Source organism: Novosphingopyxis sp. (assembly GCF_965218915.1).
In the GTDB taxonomy this organism is placed as follows: Bacteria; Pseudomonadota; Alphaproteobacteria; order Sphingomonadales; family Sphingomonadaceae; genus Novosphingopyxis.
The window spans coordinates 850,386-867,406 of the sequence record NZ_OZ244708.1 but is presented as its reverse complement, the minus strand read 5'-3'; the positions used below and the strand labels follow the sequence as shown (position 1 = coordinate 867,406).

Sequence of the window (17,021 nt, the reverse complement as noted above, 5' to 3'; positions counted from 1 at the left end):
CGCCGAGCATGGCATGTACCATCCGGACATGGAGGGCGATGCCTGCGGTACCGGGCTGATCGCCGAAGTCTCAGGAAAACCCTCGCGCCGGGTGGTCACCTCGGCGATCGAGGCGCTGCGCGCGGTGTGGCATCGCGGCGCGGTCGATGCGGACGGCAAGACCGGCGACGGCGCCGGGATCATGGTCGATCTGCCCGAGCGCTTCTTCGACGATGCCATTGCCAATTCAGGCCACCGCGTGCTGCCGAACCGGCTCGCGGTGGGCATGGTCTTCCTGCCGCGCACCGATCTGGGCGCGCAGGACAGCTGCCGCATGATCGTGGAGAGCGAGCTGATCGCGAGCGGTTACACCATCTACGGCTGGCGGCAGGTGCCGGTCGATCCCTCGGTGATCGGCCGCAAGGCGCAGATCACGCGGCCCGAGATCGAGCAGATCATGATCGCCGGCCCGATGCCGGGTGACGAGACGCTCGAGGAGTTCGAGAAGGACCTCTACCTCGTCCGCCGCCGGATCGAACGCGCGGTGATCGCCGCGCAGATCGCGGATTTCTACGTGTGCAGCCTGTCCTGCCGATCGATCGTCTACAAGGGGCTGTTCCTGGCCGAGAGCCTGTCGGTGTTCTATCCCGATCTCACCGATGAACGGTTCGAAAGCCGCGTGGCGATCTTCCATCAGCGCTATTCGACCAACACCTTTCCGCAATGGTGGCTGGCCCAGCCGTTTCGCGCGCTGTCCCACAATGGCGAGATCAACACCATCCGCGGCAACCGCAACTGGATGAAGAGTCACGAGATCCGCATGGCCAGCATCGCGTTCGGCGACGCCTCGGACGAGATCAAGCCGGTGATCCCGGCCGGCGCATCCGACACCGCCTCGCTCGACGCGGTGTTCGAGACGCTGATCCGATCGGGCAAGGAAGCGCCCACGGCCAAGCTCACCATGATCCCCGAAGCCTGGCAGGCCTCGTCCGATCTGCCCGCCGCGCACAAGGCGATGTACGAATATATGGCCTCGGTCATGGAGCCGTGGGACGGCCCGGCCGCTTTGTGCATGACCGACGGCCGCTGGGCGGTGGCGGGCGTGGACCGCAACGCGCTCAGGCCCCTGCGCTACAGCCGCACCGCCGACGGGCTGCTCGTGATCGGATCGGAAAGCGGCATGGTGGTGCTGCCCGAAAGCGATATCGTCGAGAAGGGCCGGCTGGGCCCGGGCGAGATGATCGCGGTCGATCTGGAGGAAGGCGCGCTCTACCGCGACCGCGAGCTCAAGGATCGCGTCGCCGCCGAACAGCCCTATGCCGAACTGGTGAAGGGCTTTCGTACGCTGAACGACCTGCCCGCATGCGATGATCCGGATGTGCCGCGCTACGACCGCGCCGCGCTGACGCGCCGCCAGGTCGCGGCGGGGCAGACCATCGAGGATATGGAGATGATCCTTGCGCCGATGGCCGAGCAGGCCAAGGAGGCGGTCGGATCGATGGGCGACGACACGCCGCTCGCGGTTATCAGCCACAAGCCGCGGCTGATCAGCCAGTTCTTCCGGCAGAATTTCAGCCAGGTCACCAACCCGCCGATCGACAGTTTGCGCGAACGCCATGTGATGAGCCTGCGCACGCGCTTTTCGAACCTCGCCAACATCCTCGACGAGCAGGACCAGAACGATCATGTGCTGGTGCTGGAAAGCCCGGTGCTGATGAGCGCCGACTGGGCGCGGCTGAAAAGCGCGTTCGGCAAGCTGGCGGGCGCCATCGATTGCACCTTCGATCCGCATAAGGGCCATGAGGAACTGCGCGCCGCGATCACCCGTATCCGGCGCGAGGCCGAGGAAGCGGTGCGCGGCGGCAAGACCGAATTGTTCCTCACCGACGAGAATATCGACGCGGACCGCTGCGCCATTCCGATGGTGCTCGCCGCCGCCGCCGTGCACACGCATCTGGTGCGCAAGGGCCTGCGCGCCTTTTCCTCGATCAACGTGCGCGCGGCCGAATGCCTCGACACGCATTACTTCGCGGTGCTGATCGGCGTCGGCGCGACCACCGTGAACGCCTATCTGGCCGAGGCCGCAATTGCCGAGCGCCATTGCCGCGGCCTGTTCGGCGATCTCAGCTTGCCCGAATGTCTCCATAATTTCCGCACCGCGATCGACGACGGCCTGCTGAAGATCATCGCCAAGATGGGAATTGCGGTGATCTCCAGCTATCGCGGCGGCTATAATTTCGAGGCGGTGGGCCTCAGCCGCGCGCTGGTCGCCGATCTGTTCCCCGGCATGCCCAATAAAATCTCGGGCGAAGGCTATATGTCGCTGCACCTCAACGCGACCGAGCGGCACAAGGCGGCGTTCGATGCCATGGTCGCGCGGCTTCCCATCGGCGGCTTCTACAAGCAGCGCGCGGGCGGCGAGGAACATGCGTGGAGCGCGCAGCTGATGCACCTGCTCCAGACCGCCGTCGCCAGGGACAGCTATTCGAGCTATCTGCAATTCTCCGCCGGCGTGCGCGGGCTCGATCCGGTCTATCTGCGCGATCTGATGGAATTCAATTACGCGAAGGAACCGCTGGCGGTCGACAAGGTGGAGGCCGTCACCGAAATCCGTCGCCGCTTCCTGACGCCGGGGATGAGCCTGGGCGCGCTCTCCCCTGAGGCCCACGAGACGCTGGCCATCGCGATGAACCGCATCGGCGCCAAGGCGGTGTCGGGCGAAGGCGGCGAGAGCCCGGAGCGCTTCAAGCCGCGTGCCAATGGCGATAATGCCAATAGCGCGATCAAGCAGATCGCCTCGGGGCGCTTCGGCGTGACGGCGGAATATCTCGGCGCGTGCGAGGAAGTGGAAATCAAGGTCGCGCAGGGGGCCAAGCCCGGCGAGGGCGGGCAGCTGCCCGGCTTCAAGGTGACAGAATTCATTGCCAAATTGCGCCATTCGACGCCGGGCGTGACCCTCATCAGCCCGCCGCCGCATCACGACATCTATTCGATCGAGGATCTGGCGCAGCTGATCTACGACCTCAAGCAGATCAACCCGCGCGCCCGGGTCTGCGTCAAGCTCGTCTCGGCCGCGGGCATCGGCACGGTGGCGGCGGGCGTCGCCAAGGCGCATGCCGACGTGATCCTGATCGCCGGGCACACCGGCGGCACCGGCGCATCCCCGCAGACCAGCATCAAATATGCCGGAACGCCGTGGGAAATGGGCCTCAGCGAAGTCAATCAGGTGCTCACCCTCAACGGTCTGCGCCACCGCGTGAAGCTGCGCACCGATGGTGGCCTGAAAACCGGGCGCGACATCGTGATCGCCGCGATCCTGGGCGCGGAGGAGTTCGGCATCGGCACGCTCAGCCTGGTCGCGATGGGCTGCATCATGGTGCGCCAGTGCCATTCGAACACCTGCCCCGTCGGCGTGTGCGTGCAGGACGAGCGGCTCAGGGAAAAATTCACCGGCACGCCCGAAAAAGTGATCAACCTGATGACCTTCATCGCCGAGGAGGTGCGCGAAATTCTCGCGCGGCTCGGCGTCGGCAGCCTGGACGAGGTGATCGGCCGTACCGAGCTACTCCGCCAGGTCAGCCGCGGCGCCGAGCATCTCGACGATCTCGACTTGAACCCCATCCTCGCCAAGGTGGACGCGCCCGACACCCATCGGCGCTTCAAGATCGATACGTTCCGCAACGAGGTGCCGGACGGCCTCGACGCGCTGATGCTGAAGGATGCCGGGCCGGTGTTCGAGCGGCGCGAGAAGATGCAGCTCACCTACACCGTGCGCAACACCCACCGCGCGGTCGGCACGCGGCTGAGCAGCGAGGTCACGCGCGTCTTCGGCATGAAGGCGCTGGACGACGATTATATCCAGGTCCGCCTGCGCGGCAGCGCCGGGCAGTCGCTCGGCGCGTTCCTGTGCCAGGGCATCACGCTGGAGGTGTTCGGCGACGCCAATGATTATGTCGGCAAGGGCCTGTCCGGCGGCCACATCATCGTGCGGCCCACGGTCAGCTCTCCGCTGAAAAGCCAGGACAACAGTATCATCGGCAACACCGTGCTCTACGGCGCGACCGCCGGATGCCTTTTCGCCGCGGGACAGGCGGGCGAGCGCTTTGCCGTGCGCAATTCGGGCGCCGAGGTGGTGGTCGAGGGCTGCGGCGCGAATGCTCTCGAATATATGACCGGCGGCATGGCGGTGATCCTGGGGTGCACGGGCGGCAATTTCGGCGCGGGCATGACCGGCGGCATGGCGTTCGTCTACGATCCGGACACCGTCTTCCCGATCCGTGCCAATCCGGGCAGCATCGTCTGGCAGCGGCTGGAAAGCGACTATTGGGAGGACCGGCTGCGCGCGTTGATCGCAGCGCATGTCGCCGCGACCGACAGCCGCTGGGCCGCCTCGATCCTGGAAGACTGGGACAGCGTGCGCGGCGCCTTCTGGCAGGTTTGCCCGAAGGAGATGCTGGGCCGGCTCGATCATCCGCTGAGCGATGCGCCGCGGGAGGTTGTGGCGGCGGAGTAAGGCTCTGTCCCCCGATTAAAATCCGTCGTCATTCCGGAGTTGATCCGGAATCCAGGGCCTATGCAGCGCTGCAACTGCCCTGGATTCCAGCTTTCGCCGGAATGACGAAACTTATGAAAGCGATCACACCGCACCCCCTTCCCCGCCCATCATCACCCGTCTAAGGCCAAGCCGATATGTGGCGCCTCTACCAATTCCCGCTCTGCCCCTTTTCCCGCAAGGTGCGCCTGCTGCTGGGCGAAAAGGGCGTGGGTTATGAACTCGAACGCGAAAATCCCTGGGCGCAGCGCGACGATTTTCTCGACATGAACCCCGCCGGCCGCACGCCGGTGATCGAGGAACCAGACAAAGGCCTCGTGATCGCCGACAGCCGGGCGATCTGCGAATATTTCGAGGAGACGGTCGATAGCAACAGGATGATCGGCGGCAGCTCGGCCTATCGCGCCGAAATCCGCCGTCTCGTCGCCTGGTTCGACGAGCAGTTCTACGGCGACGTCACCGGCCCGCTGATGCACGAACGCATGCACAAGCGGCTGGTCCACCGCCAGCCGCCCGACGGACGCGTGCTGCGCGAGGCGATGAAGCTGGCCAACACGCATCTCGACTATATCGATTATCTGATCGACCATCGCAGCTGGCTCGCCGGATCGACGCTCAGCCTGGCCGATCTCGCCGCCGCCGCGCAGATTTCCGTCGCCGACTATCTCGGCGGCATCGACTGGAGCGGGCACGAGCAGACCCGCGCCTGGTACGCGATGTTCAAAAGCCGCCCCAGCTTCCGCCCGCTGCTCAGCGAGCGCATGGAAGTGGTGAAACCGCCGGCGCATTATGAAGAGGTGGATTTTTGACCGGCCACGGGATGCGAAGCTGGCGTAACGGGATTAGGCTGAGGTTTATCCTCGGTCTGACAGAATTATGCTATGGCTAATTCCGTTCCCCGGCGAAGGCCGGGGTCCATCAGGTGACGTCAGATGCTGGACCCCGGCCTTCGCCGGGGAACAACTTATCCCGTCATTCCCCTAGCGACAAAAAGGCCCGCCCATGTCTCTACCGTTTGAACTCACCGTACTCGGCCTCGGTTGCGTGCTCGCGCTGGTGCACATCTTTTCGGCGATCCAGCTCAAGACCAGACAATATGGCCGCGCTTGGAACATGGGCGCCCGCGACGAGAAGCAGCCGCCGCTGAACGATATCGCGGCGCGCGTCGCCCGCGCGCAGGCCAATTATTTCGAGACCTTTCCCATCGCCATCGCGCTGCTGCTCGCGGTGCCCCTGGCGGGCCATGCGGGCACGCTGAGCGCGATCGGCGCGGCGCTCTGGCTGGTGGCGCGGATCATCTACCTGCCGCTCTACTGGACCGGCGTGAAGGGCTGGCGCACGCTGGCGTTTCTGGCCTCGGTAATCGGCCTGCTGATGCTGCTGGCGGCGCTGTTTTTCAGGGGTTGATGGAGACCGCCTTTACGCCACCCGATAGCAAACCCGTCGTCACCCCGGACTTGATCCGGGGTCCAGCTTTCCTTTCTGCTAGGCCCGATGAGCAAGAAGACGGGCGCGCGCCATGTCTTTCGGCCGCCCGAACGCCTTTCGCGGTCGCCATCGCGGCTGCCGTGGATACTAGCGAGCTGGCAAGTGCTGGGTCCAAGGTCATCGCGAAACATCTTTCAGAGGCGTGTCGGCGATACGGAATGACAAAGGCGCTTATTTGGTCAAGCCGCCGTCTGCAGCCGCGATAGATTGCGCACCCAGACTGAGTGAACGGGGCCCCGGATCAAGTCCGGGGTGACGGTGGTGGTGGTTCGCAACCCGCCGATGATCGAAACACCCCAGCTTGGCATTGCAATGTAGGACAATCGATGCGCATATGGCTTTATCCACCGCCTAACTTTCTTGACCTGTAGGAAATATTGTTTCGCGTTCTTGCAACGCTTTCGTGATCACTTTGTAGCCTTTGCGGCATAAAATGTCATCATCAGCTGACAACGCAACTCAAAGTTTCACCGCCGCCAATATATAGTTCAGCGCCATATTGTCGCTGAGATGCAGCCCCGGCCCCGGCCCGAAGGCGATGCCCTGCCGGTCGATCACCCGCAGCCCAGCGTCCGCCAGCAGCGCCTCGCACTCCTCGGGCGTCAGGAACTTGTCCCAGTCGTGCGTGCCGCGCGGGATGCGGCCGAGGCGTTCGGCACCCTCGACCAGTAGCGCTTTGGACATCGGCGTGCGGTTGGGAGTGGAAAGGATCAGCAAGCCGCCGTCCGCCAGCTTGCCCGCCAGCTGCGACGCGAAATGGGCCGGTTCGTCGACATGCTCGATCACCTCGAGGCAGGTGACGAGATCGAACGGTCCGGCGTGCAGCGCCTCGACCGCCTCGGCGCGGTAGTCGATCGCAAGGCCGGACTGCGCGGCATGCGCCCTGGCCGCCGCGATGTTCTCCGGCGCGGCGTCGATCGCCTTCACCGCCGCCCCCAGCCGTGCCAGCGGTTCCGCCAGCAGCCCGGCGCCGCAGCCTACGTCGAGCGCGCTCTTTCCCGCCAGCGGCGTCCATTCGCATTTGTCGAGGCCCCAGCGCCGGTCGATCTGGCGCCTTATGTAACGCAGCCGCACCGGGTTCAGCTTGTGAAGCATGGCGCTGGAGCCTTTCGGGTCCCACCAGTCCGCCGCCAGCTTGCCGAAATGCGCCGCCTCGGCCGGATTGATGCTGGGACGCTTGATCGTTGCGATACTTGCCTTGCTCATACACGCTGCCTATCAGTTGCCCGCCGATCCGCCCACGCAATTTTCTTCCTCGATCACGACAGGAGCCGCCCCGACCGCCATGGCCTGCATCGTCATGAAATTCGGCGGCACGTCCATGGCTGGGACCGAGCGCATCCGGCGCGTGGCGCAGATCGTCAAGCGGCAGGCGGACGGCGGGCATGAGGTGGCCGTCGTCGTCTCCGCCATGGCGGGAGAAACCGACCGCCTCGTACAATTCTGCCGCGAGGCGAACCCGCTGTTCGATCCCGCCGAATATGATGTGGTCGTGGCCAGCGGCGAGCAGGTGACCAGCGGCCTGCTCGCGATGACGCTGCAGGCGATCGGTGCCAGCGCGCGCAGCTGGATGGGCTGGCAATTGCCGCTCCACACCGACACCGCGCACGGCAAGGCGCGGATCGGTTCGATCGACCAGGGCAATCTCATCGCCTCGATGGCAAGCGGCCAGATCGCCGTCATCCCGGGCTTCCAGGGCATGACCGCCGACCGCCGCCTGTCCACGCTGGGCCGCGGCGGATCGGACACCAGCGCGGTGGCCGTGGCCGCGGCGATCAAGGCGGACCGCTGCGATATCTATACCGATGTCGACGGTGTCTACACCACCGACCCGCGCATCGTCAGCCGCGCGCGCAAGCTGAAGATGGTGACCTATGAGGAGATGCTGGAGCTTGCCAGCGTCGGTGCCAAGGTGCTGCAGACCCGCTCGGTGGGCCTCGCCATGAAGGAGGGCGTGCGCGTGCAGGTGCTCTCCAGCTTCGTCGAGGACGGAGCGCCGCCCGCCGACAGCCTGCCCGGCACGATGATCGTGAGCGACGAGGAACTCGCCGCCGCCCAGCAAGAGGATCCGACCATGGAACGCCAGCTCATCACCGGCATCGCGCACGACAAGAACGAAGCCAAGATCACGTTGACCCGCGTGCCCGACGAGCCCGGCGCGGTCGCGCGCATCTTCGGCCCGCTGGCGGACGCGAACATCAATGTCGACATGATCGTGCAGAATGTCGGGCGCGACCGCGGCGAGACCGACGTCACCTTCACCGCGCCGCGCAGCGACCTGACGCGCTGCACCGAGATATTGGAGAACCAGCGCGAGGCGATCGGCTATAACCGCATGATCACCGACAGCCGCATCGCCAAGATCTCGGTCGTCGGCGTGGGCATGCGCAGCCATGCCGGTATCGCCGCCGACATGTTCAAGGCGCTGTCGGGCCGCAAGATCAACATCCAGGCGATCACCACGTCCGAGATCAAGGTCAGCGTGCTGATCGACGAGGACGAGACCGAGCTGGCGGTGCGCGTGCTGCACACGGCCTATGGGCTGGACGCGGATTGACGGCACTACGTCCCAGTATAAAGTCACGTCATCCCGGACTTGATCCGGGATCCAGGGCCCAGCGGCAGTGCCATCTCGCCCTGGATTCCGGGTCGAGCCCGGAATGACGATCTTAAAGGTATAAACGCAATGACCCACCCGAACCTGCGCCGCCTGATGTCCCGCGGCACCGATTTCCTCGGCTGCGACTACGCCATCATGTGCGGCGCGATGAGCTGGGTGTCTGAACGCCATCTCGTTGCGGCCATCTCCAATGCGGGCGGCTTCGGCGTGATCGCCTGCGGGGCGATGACGCCCGATCTGCTCGACGCGGAGATCGCGGCTACCAAGGAGCATACGATCAAATCGTTCGGCGTGAACCTGATCACCATGCACCCGGACCTGATGGAACTGATCGAAGTGTGCGGACGCCACAAGGTCACGCATATCGTGCTGGCGGGCGGGCTGCCGCCGCGCGGTTCGATCGATGCGATCCGCGCGACGCAAGCCAAGATCATCTGCTTCGCCCCCGCGCTCAGCCTTGCCAAAAAGCTCCTGCGCAGCGGGGTCGACGCGCTGGTGATCGAGGGCATGGAGGCGGGCGGGCATATCGGCCCGGTCTCGACCAGCGTGCTGGCGCAGGAAATCCTGCCCGAGATGAGCGAGCAGCTGCCGGTGTTCGTCGCCGGCGGCATCGGGCGCGGCCAGGCGATCGCCAGCTATCTGGAGATGGGCGCGGCCGGCGTCCAGCTCGGCACGCGTTTCGTCTGCGCCAAGGAATCGATCGCGCACGAGAATTTCAAGAAGGCGTTCTTCCGCGCCTCGGCCCGCGATGCGGTGGCCAGCGTACAGGTCGATCCACGCCTGCCGGTGATCCCGGTCCGCGCGCTCAAGAACAAGAGCACCGAAGCCTTTACCGCCAAGCAGCGCGAGGTTGCCGCCATTCTCGACGAGGAGAAGATCGAGATGGGCGAGGCGCAGCTGCAGATCGAGCATTACTGGGCGGGCGCCCTCAAGCGCGCGGTGATCGACGGCGACGTCGAAAACGGCTCGCTGATGGCGGGGCAATCGGTGGGGATGGTGACGAAGGAAGAGAGCGTCGCCGAGATCATCAGCTCGCTGGCGAACGAGGCCGAGGCCGCGCTGGCGCGGTGAATCCTCCCCGGAACGGGGAGGTGGCGCGACGTCGCAAGGCGTCGTGACGGAGGGGCCGAAGCGGTCCCGCCACGGAATCCTTTCAAGTGTCGCTTGCGCCCCGGCCCCCCACCACCCGCTTCGCAGGCGGTCCCCCTCCCCGTTCCGGGGAGGATCTTTCTTGCTGTCTTGCAATCGCAACACAGCTGTCCGATAGTCCGCGCATGACCGACGCACCCGCTATCGATCCGACCACCGAAATTCTCTGGGGCGACGCCGACTGCCTCACCCGTGTCGAACCGGGCTACCGCTGGGTAATGATCATTCGCAGCGCGATCCTGGGGCTGGGCCTGCTCGCGGGCGCGGGCGCGGGCGATTTCGCGCTGTCGGACGAAGGCCTGATCACGCAAGGCATGGTCGCCGCCCCGGTCGCGCTGATCGTGCTCTACCTCGTCTTTGCGCTGCCCCACCGCCGCTGGCGCCGGCTGGGTTACGACATGAGCGGCGACAGGCTCCGCGTCGCGCGCGGCTATCTCTGGCGCACCGACACCGTGGTGCCGTTCGGACGCATCCAGCATATCGACGTCGACCAAGGCCTGCTCGAGCGCAGTTTCGACCTCGCCACGCTCGTCGTCCACACCGCGGGCACGCATAACAGCAAGGTCAGCCTGCCCGGCCTCAGCGAGCCGCATGCCGCCGAAATGCGCGAGACGATCCGCGCACATATCAAGCGCGAGACGCTGTGAGCGACCGGCCCGAACCCTGGAGCGGGACGGTGGGTGCGGGGGCAGACGGGGCGGCATCCGGCGAACCGCAGCGCACCCATCCGCTCACCGTCGTCACCGGCTTTCTAACCAGCCTGCCGCAGACGCTCTACGCCATCCCGGCCCTGGTTTTCGCGGGCGAAAAAGCGACGGCTGTTCTCATTTTCATCATCCCGGCGATCCTGCTGGTGGTGACCGGCTTCAGCTGGCTCGCCTGGCGCCGCTTCACCTATCGTATCGGCAGCGAGGATATTCGCGTCGACCATGGTATTCTGAGCCGCAACAGCCGCTCGATCCCGTTCGAGCGCATCCAGGATGTCGGGCTGGAGCAGAAACCGGTCGCGCGCCTGCTCGGCCTCGCCGCGATCAAGATCGAGACCGGCGGCGGTAAGGGCGAGGATGCGGAGCTCAGCTATCTGAGGCTCGCCGATGCCGAGGCGCTGCGCGATCTGATCCGCGACCGCAAGCATGGCGTTGCCGAGGGGCCTGAAGCGGCGGCGGAGATGGTCGCGGCGGAACGGGAAACCGTGGTGTCGGACGCCGCGCCGCTGTTCGCGATGGACCATCGCCGGCTGCTGCTCGCGGGGCTGTTCAACTTCTCGCTGGTGCTGCTCGGCGTGGTTGCCGCGTTCTTCCAGCAGTTCCAGAACGTCCTGCCGTTCGACATCTACGATCCGCATTTCTGGCTCGGCATGATCGGCGATGTCGAACTCGCCACCATCCGCTCGCTCGGCCTGCTGGCGCAGATCGGCGCGGCGATCGTGGGCTTGCTGATGCTGATATCGATCGGGATCGTCAGCGGCGTCGCGCGCACGGTGCTGCGCGAATATGGCTTCCGGCTGGACCGCGTGCCGGCCGGTTTCCGGAGGCGGCGGGGCCTTCTGACGCTCACCGATGTCGTGCTGCCCGCGCACCGCGTGCAGGCGGGGCTGATCCTGAGCGGCCCGGTCCGCCGTTTCTTCGGCTGGCGCGAGCTGAAATTCCAGAGCCTTGCGCAGGACGGCAAGGGGAGCAGCGATCACAATGTCGCGCCGCTCGCGCATCCGCAGGAAATTGTGCCCATCCTCGCCGAAGCCGGGCTGGACAACAGCGCCGATCCGGACAGCTACCACCAGGCGATGATCGGGCCGTTCCTTCTGCAGTGGTTGATTCTGGCAATGCTTCTGTGCGTGCCGGCGACGATCTTGCTATTCATCGTGCCGCTCGCCGCGCCGCTCGTTTACGCGGCCGCCGCCTGCCTGCCGCTGCTCGGTTGGCTCAGATGGCGATACCATCGCCATGCCGTGCGCCGCGGGCAGCTCTACGTGCAGACCGGCTGGTGGCGCCAGCGGCTGACCCTGCTGCCGGTGGTCAAGACGCAGAGCATCGACCTCACCTACAGCCCGATCGACCGGTTGTTCGGCAGCGCCGGGCTGGTGTTCGGCATCGCCGGCGGATCGAGCAGCTTCCCGCTGCACCTTCGCGCGCTGCCGGAAGCCGAGGCGGTGAGCCTGCGCGACCGGATCATGACCGCGGTGACCAAGGTCGATTTTTCCGAGGTGAACGAGGCATCGTAACCGACCCTAGACGGGTGCCTTTACCGCTCTGGCCATCTTGGGCCCCCCGCCTTAGAGTTTCTTCCGAAGCACATCGGGAGAGCAAACAAATGCGTTTATGGTTCGGCACGGTCGCGGCGGCGGCATTGGCCTTTTCGCTGCAGGCACCGCTCGCGGCGCAAACCCCCTCCCCGGATCAGGATCAGGCCATCCTGAGCGACGTGATCGACCAGTTCTGGGCCTACACGCTGGCCCATAATCCGGTGCTCGCCAGCTCGATCGGCATCGACAGCTATGCCGGGCAGGTCGGCGATTATTCGCTGGCGGAGGCGGACCGTCAGGCGGCGCAGGCCAAGCTGTTCCTGGACCGGCTGGGCATGGTGCACACCGATGCGCTGGACGAGGAGGGCAAGGTCAATCTCGCCATCCTGAAGCGCATGCTCGGCGAGCAGGTCGAGGCGAACGGCTACGGCCAGCGCGTGGTCAATTTCACCAGCTATTCCAGCTGGCACCAGAATTTCGCCGGCATGGCCAGCAATTCGCCCTTCGCGAACGCGGCGGATTATCGCAGCTATACCGACCGGCTGGCGCTATTCCCGCAGATCAATGCGCAGTCGATCGCCGTCGCCAATCAGGCAATCAGCGGCGGCTTCACCCAGCCCTGCGTCACGCTCACCGGCTATGAGGGCACGATCACCGGCCTCATCACCGAAGACCCCAAGGACAGCCGTTTTTACGAGCCGTTCACCCGCCCCCGCCCCTCGACGATTTCGGCAGCGGACTATGCCAAGCTGGCCGCGGATGCCGCCACCGTCATCCGCGAAAAAGTCTTTCCCGCTCTGCAAAAGGAACGCGACTGGTATGTGACCGATTACGCGCCCGCCTGCGCCAGGGAGCCCGGCGTGTCCTCGCAGCCCGGCGGCGCGGATTATTATGCCTTCCGCATCCGCCAGGAAACCACCACCGAGATGACGGCGGACGAAATCCACAAACTCGGCCTGAAAGAGGTCGCGCGCATCCGCACCGAAATGGAAAAGGTGGCCAAGGACGCGGGCTATGACAGCCGCGAGGCGTTCATCGCCCATCTGCGCACCGACCCGCAATATTATGCGACCACGCCCCAGCAGCTGATGGAGAAAAGCGCGCTACAGGCCAAGACCATCGACGGCAAGCTGCCAAGTCTGTTCGGGCGTCTGCCGCGTTTGCCCTATGGATTGAAGCAAATCCCGGCGGAAACGGCGGAGGGCACTACCACCGCCTATTACAGCCCCGGCTCGCCCGAGATCGGCGTGTCCGGCACCTATTATGTCAACACGTCGAAGCTCGACCAGCGGCCGTTCTGGGAAATCCCGGCGCTGACATCGCATGAGGCGGTGCCGGGCCATCATCTGCAGATCGCGCTCCAGCAGGAGCTCGACATGCCCGAATTCCGCAAGCAGCTCGCCTTTTTTACCGCCTTCGTCGAAGGTTGGGGGCTATATTCGGAGCGGCTCGGGATCGAGATGGGGCTCTACGATACGCCGGCGAAAGATATGGGGCGGCTGAGCTACGAAATGTGGCGCGCCAGCCGGCTGGTGGTCGACACGGGTATCCACAGCAAGGGCTGGTCGAAGGAAAAGGCGGTGGCGTTCATGACCGACAACACCGCGCTTTCGGCGGCCAATATCGATGCCGAGGTGAACCGCTACATCTCTTGGCCGGGCCAGGCGCTGGCCTACAAGATCGGCGAGCTCAAGATCCGCGAACTGCGTGGACGGGCGGAGAAGAAGCTGGGCGAGAAATTCGATCTGCGCGCGTTTCACGATGTGGTGCTCGGCCAGGGCGCGGTGCCGCTCGATCTGCTGGAACAGCGCGTGGATAGCTGGATCGCGGAGCAGGAGGCGGCGAAATAGCGCGCAATATGGTCTGAGCTATAAGCCACATACACCGTCATCCCGGGCTTGACCCGGGATCCAGGGCGATATGGCACTGCTTGGGCCCTGGATCCCGGATCAAGTCCGGGATGACGAAGAATTTAAAGCTGCGGCTCGGGCAGCGGCGTATCATCGACCGCCGCATCCGGGTCTTCGCCGGCGGCGATCGCGGCCTGGCGGCGTTCGCGTTCGTCGCGCCGAGCGAGTTCTTCCTGCACCAACCGCTCGGTCTCGGCCGCGTCGGCGTCGATCCGGGCGAGCCGCTCGGCGCGCGCCTCTTCGACCAGCCGTCCCGCCTGGATGTCGGACCCCTCCGCGCGTTCGGCATAGGCCTGCCGGATCAATTCCTGCGTGCAGCCGGTCACCCCGCCCGGGCCGGTCGGCGTACAGCTGCCGATTCCGCCCTTCCCGATCGTTTCGAGCGCGCGCACGCGATCGGTCCAGCTCCGGTTTTCCGGGCTGTCGCTGGCGCGCAGATCGCGCGGAATGCGGTAACGCTCGCTCTCGTCATAGCGTTTGCAGACGACGATCTCCTCGTCGGTGCTGGGCGGGCAGGCATCTTCGCCGTAGACGGCGAGCACCTGCACGCGGTCGCCCGCATTGTCCTGCGCCCGCGCGGGCGCGGCAAAGGCAAGGCCGAGGCCGGTGGCGGCGATGGTGAGATAGAGTGTTTTCATCGTCATGGCATGTCCCTCTCGCAGGCCGGGTGAACCGCGCCTTAAATCCGTTTCGAAACCGCGATCGCGGCGCGGCAACCCAGACGGATCAAACCGCTCATCAGCACATATCCCGGCGCGTTCTGCGCGCCCGAAGCAAAAGCGGTGTCGCGATGCTCGAGTTCCTCTTTCCTGAAATCCGCGATCATGCCCGATAGTTCCGGATCGTCGTCGCCGAGTTCATCGAGCTGCTGGCTGTAATGCCGGTCGATTTCGGTCTCGACCGCCGCGGTGCAGGCCATCGCCGCTTCCGGCGAGATCGCCGCGGTCACCGCCCCGAGCATGAAGCCGGCGCGGTCCCACAAGGGCTGCAGCGCCGTCGGGCGGACGCCCCGCGCCGCCATCAGCCGGTCGAATTCGGAGCGATGCCGTTCCTCCTGCGCCGCCATGTGCGCAATCGAGCGCGCGGCGGGCGCGCGGTCGCCCATCACCGCGAGCTGGCCTGCATAGATTCGTGTGGCGCCGAATTCGCCCGCCTGATCGACGCGGATCATGCCGTCGACCGATTTGTTCCGGACGGTCATCCTGCGGTCCTCCTGCTTGCCATGACGAAAATAACGGTAGCACCGGCCACCGAAATCAGGAAATTATAGCCCGCCAGCGAAATTCCGAAGAGCGACCATTGCACCTGATCGCACCGCACGATCGGCGCGTTCATGATCGCGTCGAGATAGTCGCCGCCGGCCGCCTCGATTGTGGACGAACAGCTGGTGACGCCCTCCCACCAGCCATATTCGACGCCCGAGTGGAAGCCGCCGATCAGGCCCGATATCAGAATCGCAAGACCCGCCAACAGCAAGACCGGGCGGATCGCCGCGCCTTTCACGGTAAAGCTCAGCAGCGCCAGCGCCAGCGCGGCGAAATGCGGCCAGCGTTGCCACCAGCACATCTCGCAAGGATAAAGCCCGAACGCATATTGGCCGAGATAGGCGCCGCCCAGCAGCGCCGCCGGGATCAGCAGCGCCAGCCGGCGCGCGGCCCGAAGCCCCGTCACCCCCGATGCGCTCAATTCTTCGCGGTCACGGCAGCCTTGACCTTCGGCGCCGCGGCCCGCGCCTGCGCGCTCTTGCCCAGCCGCCCGATCGTCTCCAGCGCGTAATGGAGCTGGAAGTCCTCGATACCCTGCGCCTTCAGCTCGTCCGGCGTCATCGCGAAGCGCGGATCGTCCTTCTGGTCCTGCTCCAGCGTCTTGTCGTCGGCGGCCAGTTCGTTGATCAGATGGCGGCGCAGATCGGATTCGCGGATGTTCGTGCGCGAAGCGTAATCGGGATCGCTGAGCTGCGGCACGCGGATATCGGGATCGATCCCGCCTTCCTGCACCGAGCGTCCCGACGGCGTGTAATAGCGCGCGGTGGTGAGCCGGAGGCCGGTATCATCGGTCAGCGGCACGATCGTCTGCACCGAGCCCTTGCCGAAGCTGCGCTCGCCCATCACCAGCCCGCGATGGCGGTCCTGCAATGCGCCCGCGACGATTTCCGAGGCCGAGGCGGAGCCCGCGTCGATCAGCACGATCACCGGCAGGCCGCCCGCGAAATCGCCGGGCTTGGCGAAGAATTTCAGCGTGTCGGCACGGCGGCGGCCGCGCTGCGACACGATCTCGCCGTCGTTCAGGAACACGTCGGACACGTTCACCGCCTCGTCGAGCAGCCCGCCGGGATTGGAGCGCAGATCGAGGATATAGCCGAGCGGTTTATGGCCCAACTTGACCTCGATCGCGCGCATTGCGTCGACCACGTCGTTGCCCGCGCCGTCGGTAAAGGTGGTGACGGTGATCACCCCGACATCGCCGTCCACGTCCCATTTCACCGGCTGCAGATCGATGATCGCCCGGGTGATGGTGACATCGAACGGCTTGTCGCGGCCCGGCCGGAAGATGGACAGCGTGATGTCGGTGCCGGGCTCGCCGCGCATTTCCTCGACGGCATCGTCGAGCGTTCCGCCGTAGATCAGCTTGCCGTCCAGATGCGTGATATAATCGCCCGCCTTGATCCCGGCCTTGTCGGCGGGCGTATCGGCGGTTGGCGCAATCACCTTGACCGCGTCGTCCTCCATCGTGACGGTCAGCCCGAGCCCGCCATATTCGCCGTCGGTCTGCGTGCGCAAGTCCTCATAAGAACGCTCGTTCAGATAAGAGCTGTGCGGATCGAGGCTGGACAGCATGCCCGAAATCGCGCCCTCGATCAGCTTGTCGTCATCGACGTCGTCGACGTAAAACGCCTTGATCCGCTGCATCACGCCGATGATGTCGCTGATCTCGCGCGCCGAGCCGGCATCGACTTGCGACAGGGCGGCGGTGGATATCGGCAGCAGCGACACGGCACCGACCAGGGCAAGGGAACGGAGGAAGCGGCTGTTCATGGGCGGTTGCGGGCCTTTGGCTGAGCATCGATGTAGGCGGATCACC

13 protein-coding genes are annotated in these 17,021 nt (G+C 65.4%); 8 read left to right on the top strand and 5 right to left on the bottom strand.

Annotation, left to right across the window (positions count from 1 at the left end):
- The first annotated feature begins 13 nt into the window (after window positions 1-13).
- The 3 genes from gltB (at window position 14) to ACOQPC_RS04070 (ending at window position 5,938) form a co-directional block, all read left to right on the top strand.
- Window positions 14-4,492: a glutamate synthase large subunit gene (gene gltB, locus ACOQPC_RS04080; protein WP_420608062.1), complete on the top strand. Its 4,479-nt coding sequence runs from the start codon at window positions 14-16 to the stop codon at window positions 4,490-4,492.
- A 176-nt stretch (window positions 4,493-4,668) separates the two neighbouring features.
- Window positions 4,669-5,340, top strand: a complete 672-nt coding sequence (locus ACOQPC_RS04075; RefSeq protein WP_420607386.1) for a glutathione S-transferase family protein — start codon at window positions 4,669-4,671, stop codon at window positions 5,338-5,340.
- A gap of 193 nt (window positions 5,341-5,533) precedes the next feature.
- A complete protein-coding gene (locus ACOQPC_RS04070; RefSeq protein ID WP_420607385.1) occupies window positions 5,534-5,938 on the top strand; it encodes an MAPEG family protein in 405 nt (134 codons plus the stop codon).
- Window positions 5,939-6,478: 540 nt separating this feature from the next.
- On the opposite strand, the gene ubiG is transcribed toward ACOQPC_RS04070, so the two are convergent.
- Window positions 6,479-7,225 carry a bifunctional 2-polyprenyl-6-hydroxyphenol methylase/3-demethylubiquinol 3-O-methyltransferase UbiG gene (gene ubiG, locus ACOQPC_RS04065; protein ID WP_420607384.1) on the bottom strand — a complete coding sequence of 249 codons (747 nt, stop codon included), beginning with the start codon at window positions 7,223-7,225 and terminating at the stop codon, window positions 6,479-6,481.
- A 79-nt stretch (window positions 7,226-7,304) separates the two neighbouring features.
- Here ubiG and ACOQPC_RS04060 point away from each other — a divergent pair, with 79 nt between their 5' ends.
- The 5 genes from ACOQPC_RS04060 (at window position 7,305) to ACOQPC_RS04040 (ending at window position 13,880) form a co-directional block, all read left to right on the top strand.
- Window positions 7,305-8,576 carry an aspartate kinase gene (locus tag ACOQPC_RS04060; RefSeq protein ID WP_420608061.1) on the top strand — a complete coding sequence of 424 codons (1,272 nt, stop codon included), beginning with the start codon at window positions 7,305-7,307 and terminating at the stop codon, window positions 8,574-8,576.
- Window positions 8,577-8,705: 129 nt separating this feature from the next.
- Window positions 8,706-9,710, top strand: a complete 1,005-nt coding sequence (locus ACOQPC_RS04055; RefSeq protein ID WP_420607383.1) for an NAD(P)H-dependent flavin oxidoreductase — start codon at window positions 8,706-8,708, stop codon at window positions 9,708-9,710.
- A gap of 203 nt (window positions 9,711-9,913) precedes the next feature.
- On the top strand, window positions 9,914-10,435 hold the full coding sequence (locus tag ACOQPC_RS04050; protein WP_420607382.1) for a PH domain-containing protein: 522 nt from the start codon (window positions 9,914-9,916) through the stop codon (window positions 10,433-10,435).
- Complete coding sequence (locus tag ACOQPC_RS04045) at window positions 10,432-12,009, top strand: PH domain-containing protein (protein WP_420607381.1); 1,578 nt, start codon at window positions 10,432-10,434, stop codon at window positions 12,007-12,009. The genes ACOQPC_RS04050 and ACOQPC_RS04045 overlap by 4 nt, the downstream gene beginning before the upstream one ends.
- Window positions 12,010-12,098: 89 nt before the next feature.
- Window positions 12,099-13,880, top strand: a complete 1,782-nt coding sequence (locus tag ACOQPC_RS04040) for a DUF885 domain-containing protein (protein WP_420607380.1) — start codon at window positions 12,099-12,101, stop codon at window positions 13,878-13,880.
- Window positions 13,881-14,002: 122 nt separating this feature from the next.
- On the opposite strand, the gene ACOQPC_RS04035 is transcribed toward ACOQPC_RS04040, so the two are convergent.
- Genes ACOQPC_RS04035 through ACOQPC_RS04020 form a run of 4 tightly spaced genes read right to left on the bottom strand, consistent with a single transcriptional unit; the run spans window position 14,003 to window position 16,975 of the window.
- A complete protein-coding gene (locus ACOQPC_RS04035; protein WP_420607379.1) occupies window positions 14,003-14,584 on the bottom strand; it encodes a hypothetical protein in 582 nt (193 codons plus the stop codon).
- Window positions 14,585-14,619: 35 nt separating this feature from the next.
- A complete protein-coding gene (locus tag ACOQPC_RS04030) occupies window positions 14,620-15,141 on the bottom strand; it encodes a demethoxyubiquinone hydroxylase family protein (protein ID WP_420607378.1) in 522 nt (173 codons plus the stop codon).
- Window positions 15,138-15,611 (bottom strand): disulfide bond formation protein B, encoded by a 474-nt coding sequence (locus tag ACOQPC_RS04025; protein ID WP_420607377.1) that lies wholly within the window; start codon window positions 15,609-15,611, stop codon window positions 15,138-15,140. The genes ACOQPC_RS04030 and ACOQPC_RS04025 overlap by 4 nt, the downstream gene beginning before the upstream one ends.
- A gap of 11 nt (window positions 15,612-15,622) precedes the next feature.
- Entirely contained in the window at window positions 15,623-16,975 is a 1,353-nt protein-coding gene (locus ACOQPC_RS04020; RefSeq protein ID WP_420607376.1) for a S41 family peptidase, read from the bottom strand.
- Window positions 16,976-17,021 lie beyond the last annotated feature (46 nt).

Coding starts and splice junctions, on each gene's coding strand:
- ACOQPC_RS04055 (WP_420607383.1), top strand. CDS start 8,706: ATGACCCACCCGAACCTGCGCCGCCTGATGTCCCGCGGCACCGATTTC.
- ACOQPC_RS04050 (WP_420607382.1), top strand. CDS start 9,914: ATGACCGACGCACCCGCTATCGATCCGACCACCGAAATTCTCTGGGGC.
- ACOQPC_RS04075 (WP_420607386.1), top strand. CDS start 4,669: ATGTGGCGCCTCTACCAATTCCCGCTCTGCCCCTTTTCCCGCAAGGTG.
- gltB (WP_420608062.1), top strand. CDS start 14: ATGTACCATCCGGACATGGAGGGCGATGCCTGCGGTACCGGGCTGATC.
- ACOQPC_RS04040 (WP_420607380.1), top strand. CDS start 12,099: ATGCGTTTATGGTTCGGCACGGTCGCGGCGGCGGCATTGGCCTTTTCG.
- ACOQPC_RS04035 (WP_420607379.1), bottom strand. CDS start 14,584: ATGACGATGAAAACACTCTATCTCACCATCGCCGCCACCGGCCTCGGC.
- ACOQPC_RS04070 (WP_420607385.1), top strand. CDS start 5,534: ATGTCTCTACCGTTTGAACTCACCGTACTCGGCCTCGGTTGCGTGCTC.
- ubiG (WP_420607384.1), bottom strand. CDS start 7,225: ATGAGCAAGGCAAGTATCGCAACGATCAAGCGTCCCAGCATCAATCCG.
- ACOQPC_RS04030 (WP_420607378.1), bottom strand. CDS start 15,141: ATGACCGTCCGGAACAAATCGGTCGACGGCATGATCCGCGTCGATCAG.
- ACOQPC_RS04020 (WP_420607376.1), bottom strand. CDS start 16,975: ATGAACAGCCGCTTCCTCCGTTCCCTTGCCCTGGTCGGTGCCGTGTCG.
- ACOQPC_RS04060 (WP_420608061.1), top strand. CDS start 7,305: ATGGCCTGCATCGTCATGAAATTCGGCGGCACGTCCATGGCTGGGACC.